Source organism: Streptomyces sp. ActVer, from assembly GCF_027270795.1.
Taxonomy (GTDB): domain Bacteria; phylum Actinomycetota; class Actinomycetes; order Streptomycetales; family Streptomycetaceae; genus Streptomyces; species Streptomyces umbrinus_A.
In genome coordinates this window covers 1-18,857 of record NZ_JAPWHT010000186.1, presented here as the reverse complement: position 1 = coordinate 18,857, position 18,857 = coordinate 1, and the positions used below count along the sequence as shown (strand labels likewise).

General features: G+C 69.9%; 12 protein-coding genes. 9 read left to right on the top strand and 3 right to left on the bottom strand.

Annotated features, from left to right (window positions below; all coding sequences use genetic code 11):
* The first annotated feature begins 32 nt into the window (after positions 1-32).
* The 5 genes from O3Q52_RS27570 (at position 33) to holA (ending at position 5,843) form a co-directional block, all read left to right on the top strand.
* A complete protein-coding gene (locus O3Q52_RS27570; protein ID WP_269651423.1) occupies positions 33-2,327 on the top strand; it encodes a ComEC/Rec2 family competence protein in 2,295 nt (764 codons plus the stop codon).
* A 4-nt stretch (positions 2,328-2,331) separates the two neighbouring features.
* A complete protein-coding gene (locus tag O3Q52_RS27565) occupies positions 2,332-3,159 on the top strand; it encodes an arylamine N-acetyltransferase (protein WP_269651422.1) in 828 nt (275 codons plus the stop codon).
* Positions 3,160-3,331: 172 nt separating this feature from the next.
* Positions 3,332-4,213, top strand: coding sequence for a YceI family protein (locus O3Q52_RS27560; RefSeq protein ID WP_269651421.1), 882 nt, complete (start codon positions 3,332-3,334; stop codon positions 4,211-4,213).
* A 136-nt stretch (positions 4,214-4,349) separates the two neighbouring features.
* Complete coding sequence (locus tag O3Q52_RS27555) at positions 4,350-4,595, top strand: hypothetical protein (protein ID WP_055610569.1); 246 nt, start codon at positions 4,350-4,352, stop codon at positions 4,593-4,595.
* 261 nt (positions 4,596-4,856) lie between these two features.
* Positions 4,857-5,843: a DNA polymerase III subunit delta gene (gene holA, locus O3Q52_RS27550; protein WP_269651420.1), complete on the top strand. Its 987-nt coding sequence runs from the start codon at positions 4,857-4,859 to the stop codon at positions 5,841-5,843.
* A 344-nt stretch (positions 5,844-6,187) separates the two neighbouring features.
* Here the strand turns inward: holA and rpsT are convergent, their stop codons facing one another.
* Positions 6,188-6,454 (bottom strand): 30S ribosomal protein S20, encoded by a 267-nt coding sequence (rpsT, locus tag O3Q52_RS27545; protein ID WP_055615123.1) that lies wholly within the window; start codon positions 6,452-6,454, stop codon positions 6,188-6,190.
* A 257-nt stretch (positions 6,455-6,711) separates the two neighbouring features.
* On the opposite strand from rpsT, the gene lepA reads away from it, so the two are divergent.
* Together lepA and O3Q52_RS27535 are read left to right on the top strand one after the other, a co-directional pair.
* A complete protein-coding gene (gene lepA, locus O3Q52_RS27540) occupies positions 6,712-8,580 on the top strand; it encodes a translation elongation factor 4 (protein WP_200398218.1) in 1,869 nt (622 codons plus the stop codon).
* A 308-nt stretch (positions 8,581-8,888) separates the two neighbouring features.
* Entirely contained in the window at positions 8,889-10,763 is a 1,875-nt protein-coding gene (locus tag O3Q52_RS27535) for a long-chain fatty acid--CoA ligase (RefSeq protein ID WP_269651419.1), read from the top strand.
* 247 nt (positions 10,764-11,010) lie between these two features.
* On the opposite strand, the gene O3Q52_RS27530 is transcribed toward O3Q52_RS27535, so the two are convergent.
* Positions 11,011-11,595, bottom strand: a complete 585-nt coding sequence (locus O3Q52_RS27530) for a two-component system response regulator (RefSeq protein WP_269651418.1) — start codon at positions 11,593-11,595, stop codon at positions 11,011-11,013.
* 18 nt (positions 11,596-11,613) lie between these two features.
* Positions 11,614-15,711 (bottom strand): HAMP domain-containing protein, encoded by a 4,098-nt coding sequence (locus O3Q52_RS27525; protein WP_269651417.1) that lies wholly within the window; start codon positions 15,709-15,711, stop codon positions 11,614-11,616.
* 212 nt (positions 15,712-15,923) lie between these two features.
* On the opposite strand from O3Q52_RS27525, the gene O3Q52_RS27520 reads away from it, so the two are divergent.
* Positions 15,924-17,912, top strand: coding sequence for an ATP-binding SpoIIE family protein phosphatase (locus O3Q52_RS27520; protein WP_269651416.1), 1,989 nt, complete (start codon positions 15,924-15,926; stop codon positions 17,910-17,912).
* 55 nt (positions 17,913-17,967) lie between these two features.
* Positions 17,968-18,857: coproporphyrinogen-III oxidase family protein (locus tag O3Q52_RS27515; RefSeq protein WP_269651415.1), on the top strand; the 890-nt coding region annotated here is incomplete at its 3' end.

The window sequence follows — 18,857 nt, the reverse complement described above, 5'->3', positions numbered from 1 at the left end:
CGGAGCCGGGGCCGGAGCCTGGCCGAGGTGGTGTGCCGCAAGGCGGTTTGCGGCGAGGCCGACGGCGTTCGTGGCCGAAGGTCTCCGTCGCCGCCGTGTTGCTCTGTGTCGCGGCGGCGGCCGCCTCGGGTGGTCTGCACGGCGCGGATCTGCGGCGTGGCCCCGTCCCGGAGCTGGCGCGGCAGTACGCCCAGGTGACCGCCGAGGTGGAGGTCACCTCGGATCCACGGCTGACGCGTCCGCGGATCAAGGGCAACCACGCGGCTCCGACCGCCATCCTGCTCAACGCCGAGGTCAGACGGGTCGAGAAACCGGACGGGACGGTGGCGGAAACCCGAACGCCGGTGCTGCTGATCGTGGACGCGGGTGCGCGGGTGGCCCGTGAGCGGCAGGGATCGCCCTGGCTCTCCCTCCTGCCTTCCACGAGGCTGCGTGTGACGGCGCGGGTCGTGCCCCCGCTCGGGGGCGGTGACCGGGTCGCGGCGGTGCTGCGCGTGCGCGGCAGCGGCCCGCCGCGGGTGGTCGGGCCGCCGTCGGACACGCAGCGGTTCGCCGGAGATCTGAGAGCCGGGCTGCGGGCGGCGACCGACGGTCTGGAGCCGGACGCACGGGCGCTGTTGCCGGGTCTGGTGGTGGGGGACACCTCACGGATCTCGCCGGAGCTGGACGAGGCGTTCAAGGCGACGGATCTCACACACATCCTGGCGGTGAGCGGCGCCAACTTCACGATCCTGCTCGCCCTGCTCATCGGGCCACCCGGTCGCGCCCAGCAGGCGGAGCGCCGAGGACTGGCACCGCGGCTCGGCATCCCCCTGCGGGCGACCGCTCTGGCCGGTGGGGCGCTCACGCTCGGCTTCGTCATCGTGTGCCGGCCGGACCCGAGCGTGCTGCGAGCCGCGGCCTGCGGATCGATCGCGCTGCTGGCCATCGCGACCGGCCGCCGCCGATCTCTGATCCCGGCGCTGGCCACGGCGGTTCTGCTGCTGGTGCTGTACGACCCCTGGCTGGCGCGGAGTTATGGGTTCCTGCTGTCCGTGCTCGCCACCGGCGCTCTGCTCACGCTGGCTCCGCGATGGAGTTCCGCGTTGCGGAGGCGTGGGGTGTCGCCGCGGCTGGCCGAGGCGTTGGCGGCCGCGGGGGCCGCGCAGGCGGTGTGCGCACCGGTGGTCGCCGTCCTGTCGGCCCGGGTGAGCCTGGTGGCGGTGCCGTGCAATCTGCTGGTGGAGTTCGCGGTCGCGCCGTCCACGGTGCTGGGCTTCGCGACCCTGGCCACGGCTCCCTGGGCGATGCCCGTCGCCAAGGCACTTGCCTGGTGCGCGAGTTGGCCCGCCGGATGGATCGCGGACATCGCCCGTGCGGGGGCCGCGCTGCCGGGCGGAGGAGTGGACTGGCCGGGCAGTTGGACGGGCGCGCTGCTGCTCGCCCTGGTGATCGCCGTTGTGGTGCTGGTCGGCCGCAGACTGCTGAGACACCCCTGGCTCAGCGCGGCCTGCGGAGTGCTGCTTCTGCTGGTGATGGTGCAGCCGCCTCCTCTCACCCGGGTGATCACGGGGTGGCCGCCGCCCGGCTGGCGGTTCGCGATGTGTGACGTGGGACAAGGAGACGCCATGGTGCTCGCGGCGGGCGACGGCACCGGTGTCGTGGTCGACGCGGGACCGGACCCGACGCTGGCCGACCGGTGCCTGCGCGCGCTCGGCATCACACGGATCCCGCTCGTCGTGCTGACCCACTTCCACGCGGACCACGTCGCCGGGTTGCCGGGCGTGCTGCGCGGGCGATCGGTGGGCGCGATCGAGACGACGGGCTTCGAAGAGCCGCTGGACCAGGCGGAGTCCGTCCACCGGCAGGCGGCGGCCCGGCGGATCCCGGTGACGCGGGCGGTGGCGGGGGAGCGGCGTCGCACGGGTGCGCTCGACTGGCAGGTCCTGTGGCCGCCACCGGAGCGGGCCCCGCGACCCGAGGGCCCGAACGACGCGAGCGTCACCCTGCTCGTACGGTCGGCGGGCCTGACGCTGCTGATGCTCGGAGACCTCGAACCACCGGCACAACAGGCACTGCTGAGATCACCGGCGGGCGCCGGCCTGGGGAATGTGGACGTGCTCAAGGTCGCCCACCACGGGTCGGCCTACCAGGATCCGGACCTCATACGCCGGCTGTCGCCGCGCCTCGCTCTGATCTCCTGCGGCGCCGACAACCCGTACGGACACCCGGCGCCGAGCACGGTGGCGGCGTTGCGGGCCGGGGGTGCGGAGGTGCTGCGTACGGACGAGGACGGGGCGGTCGCCGTGGCAGGAGGCGGTGAGCGCCTGCTGGTGGCGGGAGACTGAGTACATGAAACCCGCACAGGCTGATGCCTACCTCCGCCGTATCGGCGCCGCCCACCCCGCCTGGCCCACCGCCGACGTACTGCGTGAACTCCAGTTGCGGCACCTGATGACGGTGCCGTTCGAGAACCTGTCGATCCACCTCGGCGAGGAGATCGTGCTGGAGGAGGAGCGGCTGCTGGACAAACTGGTGGGCTCCCGGAGGGGAGGGTTCTGCTACGAACTGAACGGGGCGTTCGGGATGTTGCTCGGGGCACTGGGCTTCGATGTGACATTGCTCGCGGCGCGCGTGTACGGGGAGGAGGGGCGACTGGGGGTTCCGTTCGACCATCTCGCGCTGCGGGTGCGGACGGTGGACGGGGGTGACTGGCTCGTCGACGTCGGTTTCGGGGCGAACAGCCACTATCCGCTGGCGTTCGGGGAGCGGGGCGAGCAGACGGATCCGGGCGGCGCGTTCCGGGTGATCGTGGCGGGCGCGGATCCGGCGGGGGTGCGCGGGAACGACAGGCGGTTCGGGGACCTGGACGTCGTGCGGGACGGCAGGTCGCAGTACCGGCTGGAGACCCGGCCGCGGGTGCTCGGGGACTGCCTGGCCGGGGCCTGGTGGCACAGCACCTCGCCGGCCTCGCACTTCACGCAGTCGCTCGTCTGCTCGCGGCTCACCGAGGACGGCGGGCGCATCACGCTCAGCGGACGCACGCTCACGGTCACGGACCCCGACGGAGGGAAGGAGGGGTCGGATCTGGCCACGGACGAGGAGGTGTTGAAGGCGTATCGGGAACGGTTCGGGATCGAGCTGGAGCGCGTCCCGGTTGTCAGGAAAGGCCAATCCTGAGGGAAAAACACTAACGGAGCTGCCAATTCGGGCTACTGGTGCGTAGTCCCAGCACATGTGCTGGATTCCTACGATGTAGACGTCTGTTGCCTCGAAAGTCGCATCAGTGGTCGAATACCTCCTCTGCAACGGTGATTTCACAACGTTCGTGTCGCGCGAGGGTGGGTCGCAGATGGTTGGCAGCTGGCTGGGGAACCGTTCGAACCGAACGCAACGGGCGGATCGTGTCGCCGCGGTGCCGATGCCGGACGGGGCAGGAGTGCTCAGCTGCCGGGTACTGGATCCGGTCAACCAGCCGGTGCCGCATGCCGAGTTCGTGGTCACGGACACGTCGGGGCGAAAAGTGGTCGGCGGGGGGCTGGATCCGTTCGGGTCCTTCACGGTGACGGTGCCGGCGGGCGAGTACCGGCTCGCGGTGTCGGCCGAGGGGTACTCGCCGTTCAGGGCGAACGCCACGGTGGAGGAGAACGCGCTGGCCTCGCTCGGCGAAGTGACGCTGCACGTCGCCCGGCCGCCCGCACTGCCCCGGCCGGGGGACTGGGAGATCGAGCCGACGCACTCCACGATCGGGTTCACCGCCAGGCACATCGGGCTGGCCAAGGTGCGGGGCAGGTTCAACACGTTCGCGGGGGTGATACGGCTGGCCGAGCGCGCCGAGCAGTCGGCCATGCATGTGGTGATCGACGCGTCGTCCGTCGACACGAACGTGAAGATGCGGGACGACCATCTGAGGTCCGCGGACTTTCTTGATGTCGACCGGTTTCCGACGCTGGAGTTCTACAGTGACCGGTTCGCGCACCGGGGTGGCAACCGGTGGGCGGTCACCGGGGCGCTGTCGCTGCACGGGGTGACGCGGACGGTCACGCTCGACACGGAGTATCTCGGCGTCGGCAACGGCATGGAGGGCGAGGTGCGGGCGGCCTGCCGGGCCAGCACAGAACTGCGCCGCGACGACTTCACGGTGAGCTGGCAGACGATGCTCGCCCGGGGGATCGCCGTGGTCGGCCCGAGCATCACGGTCGATCTGGACGTACAGATCGTGCCCAAGGGCTGACGGGGCTGACGGGGGTGGCAGGGTTCATGGGGCTGCCCGGTCTGTGGGGCTGCCTCGGCCGGCAGGTCTGACCTGGTGTTTTGGGGATCGCCCGCCCTCGGCGCGGAGCGTCGTCCGCGTACCGGAAAATGGCCGGGTGAGCGATGTGAGACATGTACTGGTCCTGCCCGACCGCGATGCCGCGCACGAGGCGGCGGAGGCGCTCGGGGAGCGGTTCGCACTCGACGAGGAGCCGCAGCTCGTACGGGACGCCCTGGCCGGTGAGGACGACGCCGAGGACGCGCAGTGGCTGCTGGTCCTGCGGGACTCGGACGGGCGGCTCGATGCGGGGGAGCTGGACGCGTTCGCGGGGGAGTGGGACGGGTGGCGCGAGGAGCCGTAGGCCGCCGTCGCGGGTGAGGACCGGTTCGGCCGCCGCATGACCGTGGGCTTGGCTCTTGGCAGGCGGGCTTCCGTGCGGTCGGCGGGCCTCGGCGCGGGCGACGGCTCGCCCTCCGGTTGTCTGATTCCCGCTGGCATCGGGTCATCCTTCGGCTGACGGGCCACCTCGGGGTGGGCGCCCGCCCCACGGTCCACCCCATGGCGGGCGGTCCACCTCGCGGGCGGAGTCCGTTGTCAGTGGTGCGTGGGATGCTTGGGCGCGATGGCCAGGAACTCTGCACAGGACAACCCGCTCGCCCCCGTCACGATCGCCGTCGGGCAGGAGGACCTCCTGCTCGACCGTGCCGTGCGGGAGGTGGTGGTCGCCGCGCGGGCCGCCGACGCGGACACGGATGTACGGGACCTCACGTCGGACCAGTTGCAGCCGGGCACGCTCGCCGAGCTGACCAGTCCGTCGCTCTTCGCGGAGCGCAAGGTCGTCGTGGTGCGCAACGCCCAGGATCTGTCGGCCGACACGATCAAGGACGTGAAGGCGTATCTGGGCGCCCCCGCCGAGGAGATCACGCTCGTGCTGCTGCACGCGGGTGCGGCCAAGGGCAAGGGGCTGCTCGATGCCGCGCGCAAGGCGGGTGCGCGGGAGGTCGCCTGCCCCAAGATGACGAAGCCTGCGGATCGGCTGGCCTTCGTGAAGAGCGAGTTCCGGGCGCTGGGGCGGTCCGCCACGCCTGAGGCCTGCCAGGCCCTTGTCGACTCCATCGGGAGCGATCTGCGGGAGCTGGCGTCCGCCGTGACGCAGCTTGTCTCGGACATCGAGGGGACGATCGACGAGGCCGTTGTCGGGCGGTACTACACGGGGCGGGCCGAGGCCTCCAGCTTCACGGTGGCCGATCGGGCGGTCGAGGGGCGGGCGGCGGAGGCGTTGGAGGCTCTGCGGTGGTCTCTGTCCACCGGGGTCGCGCCGGTGATGATCACCAGTGCTTTGGCGCAGGGGGTGCGGGCGATTGGGAAGCTGTCGTCGGCTCGTGGGGGGCGGCCCGCGGATCTTGCTCGGGAGCTGGGGATGCCGCCGTGGAAGATCGATCGGGTTCGGCAGCAGATGCGGGGGTGGACTCCGGATGGGGTTTCGGTCGCCCTTCGGGCGGTCGCTGAGGCCGATGCCGGTGTGAAGGGTGGGGGTGACGATCCCGAGTACGCCCTCGAGAAGGCCGTCGTCGCCATTGCCCGGGCGGCCCGCTCTCGCCGCGGCTAGCTGCCGCCGGGCGTTCTTCGCCCCGCCGCCCCTTCCCATTCCCGTCCCTTCCGGGGGCTCCGCCCCCAGGCCCCCGTGTCGCGCTGACGCGCTCGTCCTCAAACGCCGGACGGGCTGAAGAGTGCCGGCCACGCCCCCAGCGCAACCCACCGCCCCCGCAGCGCAACCCACACGCCAAAAGCCCCGACCTCTCCCCCTGGGGAAGGGAGAGCGGTCGGGGCCTCGGATTGTGCGGGGGACTCGTACCCGCGTGGCGAACGCAGTCGCGTACGAGTCGGGGTGCCGGTCGGGAGCGGATGAGAGAGGGCCCGCTCAGGTCCTTCCGGCGGTCAAATCAAGTGGGTTCAGCCCTTGAGGGTGGAGACCTTCGAAGCAAGCGCCGACTTCTTGTTGGCGGCCTGGTTCTTGTGGATGACGCCCTTCGAGACAGCCTTGTCCAGCTTGCGCGAAGCCTCGCGCGCGGCCTCCGTGGCCTTCTCGACGTCACCCGCGGCAGCAGCCTCACGGGCCTTGCGGATCGCGGTCTTCAGCGAAGACTTGACGGCCTTGTTGCGCAGCCGAGCCTTCTCGTTGGTCTTGATCCGCTTGATCTGGGACTTGATGTTCGCCACGAAATGAGCCTTCTCAGGTTCTGGCACGCGAGAAACGAGAAACGGGAAACGGAAATACGCCTCACGCGCTCGCCTCATGCACCGTTTGGTTTCTTGAGGATGTGCCTCCTGCAGAGAGGGCATGAGACACAGCTGTTCAGGCTACCAGTCACCGCACGAGTGGCCCAAACCGGTCGCACGCCCCCGCCCGTGGGACCATGGAGCCTACGTATCGATCCGACCCGAGGCGACAGGCGCCTCAAGAGACAGGACCCTGCGTGCCCGCGACCCCTAACAATGTGCCCGAGCCGAGCCGTACCGCCCCGGCGCTGCTCCGCAATTTCTGCATCATCGCGCACATCGACCACGGCAAGTCCACGCTCGCCGACCGGATGCTCCAGCTGACCGGCGTGGTCGATCAGCGGCAGATGCGCGCTCAGTACCTCGACCGGATGGACATCGAGCGCGAGCGCGGCATCACGATCAAGTCCCAGGCGGTCCGGCTGCCCTGGGCCCCGACCGAGGATCCGGGCAAGACCCACATCCTCAACATGATCGACACCCCCGGGCACGTGGACTTCACGTATGAGGTGTCCCGGTCGCTCGCAGCCTGCGAGGGGACCGTCCTCCTCGTGGACGCCGCTCAGGGCATCGAGGCGCAGACTCTCGCCAACCTCTACCTGGCGATGGAGAACGACCTCAAGATCATCCCCGTACTGAACAAGATCGACCTGCCGGCCGCCCAGCCCGAGAAGTTCTCCGAGGAGCTCGCCAACCTCATCGGCTGCCAGCCCGAGGACGTGCTCAAGGTCTCGGCGAAGACCGGCATCGGTGTGGACGCGCTCCTGGACCGGGTCGTCCGCGACGTTCCGGCCCCGGTCGGTGTCAAGGACGCGCCCGCCCGCGCGATGATCTTCGACTCGGTCTACGACTCCTACCGGGGCGTGGTCACGTACGTACGTGTCATCGACGGCCAGCTCAACAAGCGCGAGCGCATCAAGATGATGTCGACCGGCGCCACCCACGAGCTGCTGGAGATCGGCGTCTCGTCCCCCGAGATGACGCCGGCCGACGGCATCGGCGTCGGCGAGGTGGGCTACATCATCACCGGCGTGAAGGACGTCCGTCAGTCCAAGGTCGGTGACACGATCACCAGCAAGGACAAGGGCGCCACCGAGGCCCTCGGCGGGTACAAGGACCCCAAGCCGATGGTCTTCTCGGGGCTGTATCCGCTGGACGGCTCGGACTACCCCGACCTCCGCGAGGCGCTGGACAAGCTCCAGCTCAACGACGCCGCCCTGGTCTACGAGCCGGAGACCTCCGCGGCCCTCGGCTTCGGCTTCCGTGTCGGCTTCCTCGGCCTGCTGCACCTCGACGTCATCCGTGAGCGCCTGGAGCGCGAGTTCAACCTCGAACTCATCGCCACCGCGCCCAACGTGGTCTACCGCGTGATCATGGAGGACGGGAAGGAGCACACGGTCACCAACCCGAGCGAGTTCCCCGAGGGCAAGATCGACAAGGTCTTCGAGCCGGTCGTCCGCGCCACGATCCTCGCTCCCAGCGAGTTCATCGGCTCGATCATGGAGCTCTGCCAGACCCGCCGCGGCACCCTCCTCGGCATGGACTACCTCTCCGAGGACCGCGTCGAGATCCGCTACACGCTGCCCCTCGCCGAGATCGTCTTCGACTTCTTCGACAACCTGAAGTCCAAGACCCGCGGGTACGCCTCCCTGGACTACGAGCCCACCGGCGAGCAGGACGCCTCGCTGGTGAAGGTCGACATCCTCCTCCACGGCGACCGCGTCGACGCCTTCTCCGCCGTCACGCACAAGGACGCGGCTTACGCGTACGGAGTGCGGCTCGTCGCCAAGCTGCGCGAGCTCATCCCGCGCCAGGCCTTCGAGATTCCCATCCAGGCGGCCATCGGGTCCCGGGTCATCGCCCGCGAGACCATCCGCGCCATCCGGAAGGACGTCCTCGCCAAGTGCTACGGCGGTGACATCTCCCGTAAGCGGAAGCTGCTGGAGAAGCAGAAGGAAGGCAAGAAGCGGATGAAGATGGTGGGCTCTGTGGAGGTTCCGCAAGAGGCCTTCATCGCCGTTCTGTCCAGCGACGACGCGGCCGGCTCGGGCAAGGGCAAGAAGTAGCCGCCGGCACGGTCGTCGGGCGGCCGCGGAATCACGGGCCCGTCGCGCTTTCGCGCGGCGGGCCCGCCGCGTCAACGGACTGCCGCGTTCCGCCCACGCTCTGTAGGAAGTGACAGCACGCCGCCCCTTACGCACCGGGCGGACGGGCTTTACTCTGATCACCACTCGTTGGTTACTCGTGAGTTAAACAACGAGTGCGCTGAGCCAGTCGCCAGTGAGTCACCAGCATCAATCTGCCCCTGAGCCATCTGTCAGAGCCAACCGCAACCAGCCAGCCACACGCACTGTCGCGGGCCCCGGAGGATGTCGTGAGCGACACACAGACCCTGATCGAGAACCGTCCGCCGTCCGTGGCGGCCCTCTTCCTGGAGCGCGTGGCGGCGACGCCGGACGCGGAGGCGTACCGCTACCCGGTGCCGCCCGCCTCGGGCGAGGGCCCGGACGACTGGAAGTCCCTGAGCTGGGCGCAGGCGGCCGACCGGGTCTACGCGATCGCGGCCGGTCTGATCGAACTGGGTGTGCAGCCGGAGCAGCGCGTCGCGCTCGCCTCCTCGACCCGCGTCGACTGGATCCTCGCCGACCTCGGCATCATGTGCGCGGGCGCGGCGACGACCACCGTCTACCCGCAGACGAACGCCGAGGAGTCGGCCTTCATCCTGGCCGACTCGTCGAGCAAGGTGCTGATCGCGGAGGACGCGGCGCAGCTCGCCAAGGCCCAGGAGAAGCGCGGCGACCTGCCCGAGCTGACCCACGTCGTGGTGATCGACCCGGCCGGCGTGGAGTCCAGCGAGGGCGTCCTCACGCTCGCCGAGCTGGAGACCCGCGGCGCCGCGTACCTGGAGAAGAACCCCGACCTGATCAAGGAGAAGGTCGGGGCGATCACCAAGGACCAGCTGGCCACCCTCATCTACACCTCCGGCACCACGGGCCGCCCCAAGGGCGTCCGGCTGCCGCACGACAACTGGTCGTACATGGCGAAGGCCATCGCCGCGACCGGTCTGGTCGGCCAGGAGGACGTCCAGTACCTGTGGCTGCCGCTGGCGCACGTCTTCGGCAAGGTGCTCACGTCCGGCCAGATCGAGGTCGGACACGTCACCGCCGTCGACGGCCGCGTCGACAAGATCATCGAGAACCTGCCGGTCGTACAGCCGACGTACATGGCTGCCGTGCCCCGCATCTTCGAGAAGGTCTACAACGGGGTCGCGGCCAAGGCGCGGGCCGCCGGCGGTGCCAAGTACAAGATCTTCCAGTGGGCGGCCGGCGTCTCCCGCGAGTACGCGAAGGCCACGCAGGACAACTTCCGCCGCACCGGCACCGCCTCCGCGCCCTTCGGCCTCTCGGCCAGGCACAAGGTCGCCGACGCGCTCGTCTACGCCAAGATCCGTGAGGCCTTCGGCGGCAACCTGCGCGCCTGCGTCTCCGGGTCGGCGGCCCTCGCGCCCGAGATCGGCTTCTTCTTCGCGGGCGCCGGCATCCACATCCTGGAGGGGTACGGGCTCACGGAGTCGTCCGCCGCCTCCTTCGTCAACCCAGGCGAGGCGTACCGCACCGGCACGGTCGGCAAGCCGCTGCCCGGCACCGAGGTGCGCATCGCGGACGACGGCGAGATCCTGCTGCGCGGCCCCGGCATCATGGAGGGCTACCACGGACTGCCCGAGAAGACCGCCGAGGTGCTGGAGTCCGACGGCTGGTTCCACACCGGCGACATCGGCGAGCTGTCCCCCGACGGCTATCTGCGCATCACGGACCGTAAGAAGGACCTCATCAAGACCTCGGGAGGCAAGTACATCGCGCCCGCCGAGGTCGAGGGTCAGTTCAAGGCCGTCTGCCCCTACGTCTCCAACATCCTCGTGCACGGCGCCGACCGGAACTTCTGCACCGCCCTCATCTCCCTCGACGAGCCGTCGATCCTCGGCTGGGCCGCGGACAACGGCCTGTCGGGCAAGTCGTACGCCGAGGTCGTCGCCGCCCCCGCGACGGTCGAGCTCATCGACGGCTACGTCAAGACGCTCAACGAGGGCCTCCAGCGCTGGCAGACCATCAAGAAGTTCAAGCTCCTCCCGCGCGACCTCGACATCGAACACGGCGAACTGACGCCCAGCCTGAAGCTGAAGCGCCCGGTCGTCGAGCGGGAGTACAAGCACCTGATCGACGAGATGTACGCCGGGTCGCGCGAGGCGTAGCCGTCGGGTTTGAGGGCGCCCCTGGCCCGGCTGGGGGTGCGGGGGTCGTCCCCCGCGGTGATGCAGCCAGGCACCTGATCGACGAGATGTACGCCGGGTCACGCGAGGCGTAGCGCTCCGCTTGGAGCGTGTTGGTTCGTCTGCGGGTTCGTTGTGGCTGGTCGCGCCCCGCGGCGGAGCCGCACGACGACACAGCCCCGCGCCCCTTTGGGGCGCGGCCCGAACCACAGTCGGCCTCGGGGCGAGGTCACAGACCCCGCCCCTTTCGCATTTCGCGGAGCAGGTCCTCCATGTGGCGTATGTGGTGGCGCAGTTCGAGGACGTCCTCGAGGTCGCTGGTCGCCATGTGGGTCTCGATCGCGCGCAGGCGGTCGGCGAGTTCGTCGAACTGCGCCTGCTCGCGGGCGAGCATCCGCTCCAACTGCCGGTTCTTGCGGTGCAGATCGAGGAAGACGGTCACCTTGGCGCGCAGCACCCAGGGGTCGAACGGCTTGGTGAGATAGTCGGCGGCTCCGGTCGCGTACCCGCGAAACGCATAGCCCGCGTCGGAGTCCGTGCCGGTCAGGAAGATGATCGGTACGTCCTTGGTCTGGTCGAGCCGCTTGATGTTCGCGGCCGTCTCGAAGCCGTCCATGCCCGGCATCCGGATGTCGAGCAGGACGACGGCGAACCGCTGCCGCAGCAGCGCCTTCATCGCCTCCTCGCCCGAACGGGCGCGTACGAGCGGTTCGTTGAGGGACCCCAGGACGGCCTCAAGCGCGATCAGGTTGTCCTCCATGTCGTCCACGAGGAGGATGCTGGCGCGCTCGTCGGTCGAGCCTTCAGTGCTCATGGTGATTGACTGCCTGCCTCATTGGTTCGCCGGCGGGACGGTGGGCTCCTCCGATGCGACGGACTCGGGCGCGCCGGAACCCAGGGGTTCCGCTGCGCCGGTCGCGACGGAGAGTCCCTGCTCCTCGGCATCAGTGCTCTCGGGGTCCAGGAGCGCACAGACGACGGTCAGCAGTTGATCGACGTCCACCGGCTTGGGTACGTAGTCGTTGGCACCGCGCGCGATGGACTTCTCGCGGTCGCCCGGCATCGCCTTGGCGGTGAGGGCGACGATGGGAAGTCCGGCCCAGCGCGGGGTGCGGCGGATGGCGGCGATGGTCTCGTAGCCGTCCATCTCCGGCATCATGATGTCCATCAGTACGAGCTGGACGTCGGGGTTGCGCTCCAGTGTCTCGATGCCCTCGCGCCCGTTCTCCGCGTACAGGACGGGCATCCCGACCCGGCCCAGTACGTGGGTGAGCGCGAAGACGTTGCGGATGTCGTCGTCCACGATCAACACCCGTCGCCCGGGCAGGACCTGCCCTGCCCGCCCCGCCTTCCACGCCTCCAGTTTGGTGGGTGCCGGCCAGCCGTCGTCCTGGTCGTGAACGGTGTAGGGCTCGGAGGACAGCTGCTCGGGCATGGACAGGGCCCGCTCCTCGGCGCCCGGCTCGGTCGCCGAGTGCCCGGGGCTGACGACCGGCACGTACAGCGTGAAGGTGGAACCCCTGCCGGGCATGCTCTCGGCGATGATGCGGCCGCCCAGCAGGCCCGCGATCTCCCGGCTGATGGACAGGCCGAGGCCCGTGCCGCCGTACTTGCGGTTCGTCGTGCCGTCGGCCTGCTGGAACGCCTCGAAGATCACCGGGAGTTTCTCCGGGGCGATGCCGATGCCGGTGTCGGAGACCGCGAAGGCGATCACGTGGTCGCTCTTCTCGCGGGTGTAGCGGTGCTCGGTGTCCTTGACGCGGTTGACGCGCAGCTCGACCCGTCCCGTCGCGGTGAACTTGATCGCGTTCGAGAGCAGGTTGCGCAGGATCTGCTGGAGCCGCTGCTCGTCCGAGTACATCTCGCGCGGTACGTCCTCGCCGACCGCCACCTCGAAGGCGAGCCCCCGGTCCAGCGTGAGCGGCCGGAACGTGGCGTGGACGTAGTCGAGCAGTTTGATCAGCGGCAGCTTCTTCGGGCGTACGTCCATCCGGCCGGCCTCGATCTTCGACAGGTCGAGGATGTCGTTGATCAGCTGGAGGAGGTCGGAGCCCGAGCGGTGGATCGTCGTCGCGAACTGCACCTCCTGGTCCGAGAGATGACCGTCCGGGTTGTCGGAGAGCAGCCTGGCCAGGATCAGCAGCGAGTTGAGGGGCGTCCTCAGCTCGTGCGACATGTTCGCCAGGAACTCCGACTTGTACTGGGAGCTGGTGGCCAACAGCGCCGCCTTCTCCTCCAGTTCGGCGTTGGAGCGCTGCAACTCGGCCTGCTGCGACTGCAGTTCGTCGGAGCGGTCCTGGAGCTGGACGGCCAGGCGCTGCGACTCGCCGAGCAGTGACTCCGTACGGGAGTTGGCGATGATGGTGTTGATCGCGACGCCGATGGTGTTCACGAACTGGTCGAAGAACGCCAGGTGCACATCGGAGAAGCGGGAGAACGAGGCGAGCTCGATCACCCCCAGCAGCTTGTCCTCGAAGAGGATCGGGATGATGACGACGCTCGCGGGAGCCGCCTCCCCCAGACCGCTGTTGATCTTGATGTAGTCCGGCGGGGCCTCCTCCACCAGGATCCGCTTCTTCTCGCGGGCGGCCTGCCGTACGAGCCCGTGCACCGGCATGGTGCCCGTGTCGACGGTCGCGCCCTGCGCCGAGCCGTACCCCGCGATGAAGGCGAGCCCCTTGGCGGGCACGGCCGTGTGCAGCGAGGCGCCGTCCTCCTCCGGGTCGGCCAGGAAGAAGGCGCCGTACTGCGCGTTCACCAGCGGCGTCAGCTCGCGCAGGATCAGGTCGGCGACCTCCATCAGGTCCCGGTGGCCCTGCATCAGGGCGGCGAGACGGGCGAGGTTCGACTCCAGCCAGTCCTTCGCGCGGGTCGTCTCGCGGAGGTTGGCCACCATCAGGTTGATGTTGTCCTTCAGCTCGGCGACCTCGCCCTGCGTCTCCACCGTGATCGAGCGGGACATGTCGCCCTGGGCCACCGCGGACGCCACCTCGGCGATCGCGCGGACCTGGGTGGTGAGGTTGGACGCCAGCTCGTTCACGTTCGTCGTCAGGCGCTTCCAGGTGCCGTACACACCCTCCACCCGTGCCTGGCCGCCGAGTTGGCCCTCCGAACCCACCTCGCGGGCCACGCGCGTGACCTCGGACGAGAACGACGACAGCGTGTCCACCATCGTGTTGATCGTGGTCTTCAGCTCCAGGATCTCGCCGCGCGCGTCCACGTCGATCTTCTTGGAGAGGTCGCCCTGGGCCACCGCGGTCGCGACCTGCGCGATGTTCCGCACCTGTGAAGTCAGGTTGTCCGCCATGTAGTTGACGTTGTCGGTCAGGTCCCGCCAGACGCCGGACACGCCGAGGACCTGGGCACGGCCGCCGAGCCGTCCGTCGGTGCCGACCTCGCGGGCCACGCGGGTCACCTCGTCGGCGAAGGCGCGCAGCTGCTCCACCATCGTGTTGACCGTGTCCTTCAGCTCCAGGATCTCGCCGCGCGCGTCGACCGTGATCTTCTTGCCGAGGTTGCCGTTCGCCACGGCCGTCGTCACCTGGGCGATGTTCCGCACCTGTGAAGTCAGGTTCAGGGCCATGAAGTTGACGTTGTCGGTGAGGTCCTTCCAGACGCCGGAGACGCCGCGGACCTGGGCCTGCCCTCCGAGGTTTCCTTCGGTGCCGACCTCGCGGGCGACGCGGGTGACCTCGTCGGCGAAGGCGGAGAGCTGGTCGACCATCGTGTTGATCGTCGACTTCAGCTCCAGGATCTCGCCCTTCGCCTCCACCGTGATCTTCTTGCCGAGGTCGCCCTGGGCCACGGCGGTGGAGACGAGCGCGATGTTGCGGACCTGTGAGGTCAGGTTGTCCGCCATGAAGTTGACGTTGTCGGTGAGGTCCTTCCAGACCCCGGACACTCCCCGGACCTGCGCGCGCCCGCCCAGGTTGCCTTCGGTGCCGACCTCGCGGGCGACGCGGGTGACCTCGTCGGCGAAGGCGGAGAGCTGGTCGACCATCGTGTTGATCGTCGACTTCAGCTCCAGGATCTCGCCCTGCGCGTCGACCGTGATCTTCTGGCTCAGGTCGCCGTTGGCCACGGCCGTGGTGACCTGGGCGATGTTGCGGACCTGCGAGGTCAGATTCGAGGCCATGAAGTTGACGTTGTCGGTGAGGTCCTTCCAGACCCCGGACACACCGCGCACCTGGGCCCGGCCGCCCAACTGGCCCTCCGTACCCACCTCGCGGGCCACGCGCGTGACCTCGTCGGCGAAGGCGGAGAGCTGGTCGACCATCGTGTTCACGGTCAGCTTCAGTTCGAGCAGCTCGCCGGTCGCCTCGACCGTCACCGTGCGGGTCAGGTCGCCGCGCGCCACCGCCGTGGTGACCAGGGCGATGTCACGGACCTGGGCGGTCAGCCGGGACGCCATCGTGTTCACGGCCTCGGTCACGTCCCGCCAACTGCCCGACAGACCGGTCACCTTGGCGCGGCCGCCCAGCCGCCCCTCCGTGCCGACCTCGCGCGCCACCCGGGTCACCTCGCCGGTGAACAGGGAAAGCTGGTCGACCATTTTGTTGACCGTCCGGCCCAACCGCCGTAGATCGCCCCGCAGTTGGCGGTTGCCGTCGTGCAGGTCGACGCGCTGGGTCAGGTCGCCGCCCGCCACCGCGTCGAGCACACGGGTCGCGTTGGCGGCCGGTGCCACCAGCGCGTCCAGCAACTGGTTCACGTCGTTGACCCGGGTCGTCCAGTGGCCCTGCCCCGGGCTCGCGGAGAGCCGCTCGTCGAGCCGGCCGTGACGGACGAGCTCCCGGCGGACGCGTTGCACCTCGGAGTTGAAGTGCAGGCTGCGGTCCAGGATCTGGTTGAACACCGTGACCAGCTCGGCCACCAGCCCGTGGCCCGATTCGGGCACCTTGCTGAAATCGCCGTCTCGGGCGGCGGTCATGGCAGCGAGCAGAGGACGCAGATCTGATGCCCGAATCTGTCCGTCTTCGAGCACATGCGTAGCACTGTTCTCACTCATGGTGGCCCAACTTCGGTAACTCGGCGCTTATGGGCGTGGCCAGTCTGTCACTCTGTCCGCATCGCCTGAGGCGTAATCGTCCGAACTGCTCAGGGAGCCGCACAGTGGGGCCCATACCGACGCAACGGGAGTCCATGTCCCGTGCTCCTGAGGCACCAGACCGCCCGCGGGCGGTGGCACGTACGTCCTTACCGGGCAACCCTCTAGCGCCGGGCGCCGCCCGTCGGTTCGTCCGTACCGCACTCGCCGAATGGACCGAACTCGCCCTGCCCGGCGCCGAGTTCATCACCGACCTGCTCGTCGCCGACGCCATGGTGGTCGTCAGTGAACTCGTCACGAACGCGGTGGTGCACGCCGGCACGGACGTGGAGCTGCTGTGCCGGCTCGGCCGTTGCTCGGAGGACTGCCCGGCGGCCGCCGCGTCGGACTCCAGGGCCGTACGAACGGCCGCTTCGTACGAAGATTCGGGCCATGACGAGGGTGCGGGCAACGACTCCAGGCCAGGGCCCGTCCCCGATTCCGGTGTCCTCGTCATAGAGGTGTCCGACCACCACCCCGCGCGCGTGGTGCGCGACGACGGGGCCGAGCAGCCGTACGACACCGTCGAGTACGGCCGGGGCCTGCACCTCGTCGCCGCGCTCTCCGAGGCCTGGGGCATCACCTACCGCACCGGCGTCAAGACCGTATGGGCACGCCTGCCCGTCGACGGCGGCGCGACCGTCGAGGAGGAGGCCGAGGCGTACGACGGCGAACACGCGCTGCGGCGCGGGCAGCGGGCCGCCGAGATCCTCGCCCCCGCACCCCGCCGCGGCATGCAGGACCAGGACTGGCGCAGCCGCGGCGTCCTCTCCTTCCTCGCCGAGGCCTCCGACCTGCTCGCCGGGCAGCTCGACGAGGACCTGGTCGCCGCGCTCACCGGACAGCTGCTCGTACCGCGGCTCGCCGACTGGTGCGCGGTGTGGCTGGAGGACGAGGCCCCGGGCCGCTCCGACGGAGGTGTCGTCGGCGGGCCGCGGCTCGCCCGCGTCTGGCACGGCAGCGAGAACCGCATCGAGGAACTGCGCCGGCTCCTGGAGAAGGACCCGCCCGAGCTGCCCGAATCGGACCGCGCCGGGCCCGTGCCCGTGCCGTGGCCCGCCGAGGCGCTGGGAGCGCGGGCGACAGGCGGATCGGCACTCGCGTTCCGGCTGATCGCGGGCGGCAGACCGCTCGGCACGCTGGTCATCGGCCGGGCCGGGCAGACCCGCTTCCCCGACGAGATCACGGGGCCCGTCGAGGACCTCAGCCGCCGCGTCGCGCTCGCCATCGGCGCGGCCCGGCAGTACGCGCGCCAGGCCACCATCAGCCGCGTACTGCAGCGCGGACTGCTGCCCGGGGCGGTCGCCGAGATCCCCGGCGTACGCAGCGCGCTCGTCTACGAGCCGTGCGACAAGGGCGGACCCAGCGGGGACTTCTACGATCTCTTCCCCGCGGGCGACGGCCGCTGGTGCTTCGCCCTCGGCGACGTACAGGGCAAAGGACCCGAGGCGGCCGTGGTGATCGGTCTGGCCCGGCCGTGGCTGCGGCTCCTCGCCCGGGAGGGTTACGAGGTGCCCGATGTCCTCGACCGTCTCAACCAGCTGCTCCTCGACGACGCGACCGAGGCGTCCGACGCGGCCGCCCGGGCCCTGGTGTCCGCGGGCGGCACCGGGCTCGCGGACGAGGGGCCGCAGACCCGTTTCCTCTCCCTCCTCTACGGCGAGCTGGTGCCCTTCGAGGGCGGGGTGCACTGCACGGTCGCCTCCGCCGGACACCCGCTGCCGTTGCTCCTGCAACCGTCCGGGGAGGTCGGTGAGGTGGCCCAGCCGCAGACCCTCCTCGGCGTCTTCGAGGACGCCAGCTACCTCTGCGGGACCTTCGAGCTGCGCCCCGGCGACAGCCTCCTGTGCGTCACGGACGGCGTGACCGAGCGCCGCAGCGGGCACCGGCAGTTCGACGACGACGACGGCCTCGCCGCCGCGCTCACCGGGTGCGCGGGCCTGAGCGCCGAGCTGATCGCCGAACGGATCCGCCGGCTGGTCCACGAGTTCGGCGGCAAGCCGCCGGAGGACGACCTGGCGCTGCTGGTGCTGCAGGCGGAGTAGGCGGCCCCAAAGGGGGCTGGGCGGGGAGTGCCGAAGGTGCTGGACAATGGAGTACATGCCTTCCGCACTTCCCGACGGCGAGCCCGTCCCCGACGACGGGGCGCTGCCCGCGCACGCCCTGGCCGGCGCGGCCGACCGTCCGCTCGGGTTCTACCTCCACGTCCCGTACTGCGCGACCCGCTGCGGCTACTGCGACTTCAACACGTACACGGCGACGGAGCTGCGCGGCTCGGGGGGCGTGCTCGCCTCCCGCGACAACTACGCCTCGACCCTGATCGACGAGATCCGCCTGGCCCGCAAGGTCCTCGGCGACGACCCGCGGCCCGTCCGCACGGTCTTCGTCGGCGGCGGTACGCCCACACTGCTGGCCGCCGACGATCTCGTACGGATGCTGGGGGCGGTCCGGGACGAGTTCGGGCTCGCGGCGGACGCGGAGATCACGACGGAGGCGAACCCGGAGTCCGTGGACCCGGCATACCTGGCCGCGCTCCGGGAGGGCGGATTCAACCGCGTCTCGTTCGGCATGCAGAGCGCGCGGCAGCACGTACTCAAGGTCCTGGACCGTACGCACACGCCAGGCCGGCCCGAGGCCTGTGTCGCCGAGGCCCGCGCGGCCGGGTTCGACCACGTCAACCTCGACCTCATCTACGGCACGCCCGGTGAGAGCGACGACGACTGGCGGGCCTCGCTCGACGCGGCGATCGGTGCCGGGCCCGACCATGTGTCGGCGTACGCCCTGATCGTCGAGGAGGGGACACAGCTCGCGCGCCGCATCCGGCGTGGGGAGGTGCCCATGACCGACGACGACGTGCACGCGGACCGGTACCTCATCGCTGAGGACCGCCTCTCCGCGACGGGCTTCTCCTGGTACGAGGTCTCCAACTGGGCCACGTCCGATGCCGGGCGCTGCCTTCACAACGAGCTGTACTGGCGGGGGGCCGACTA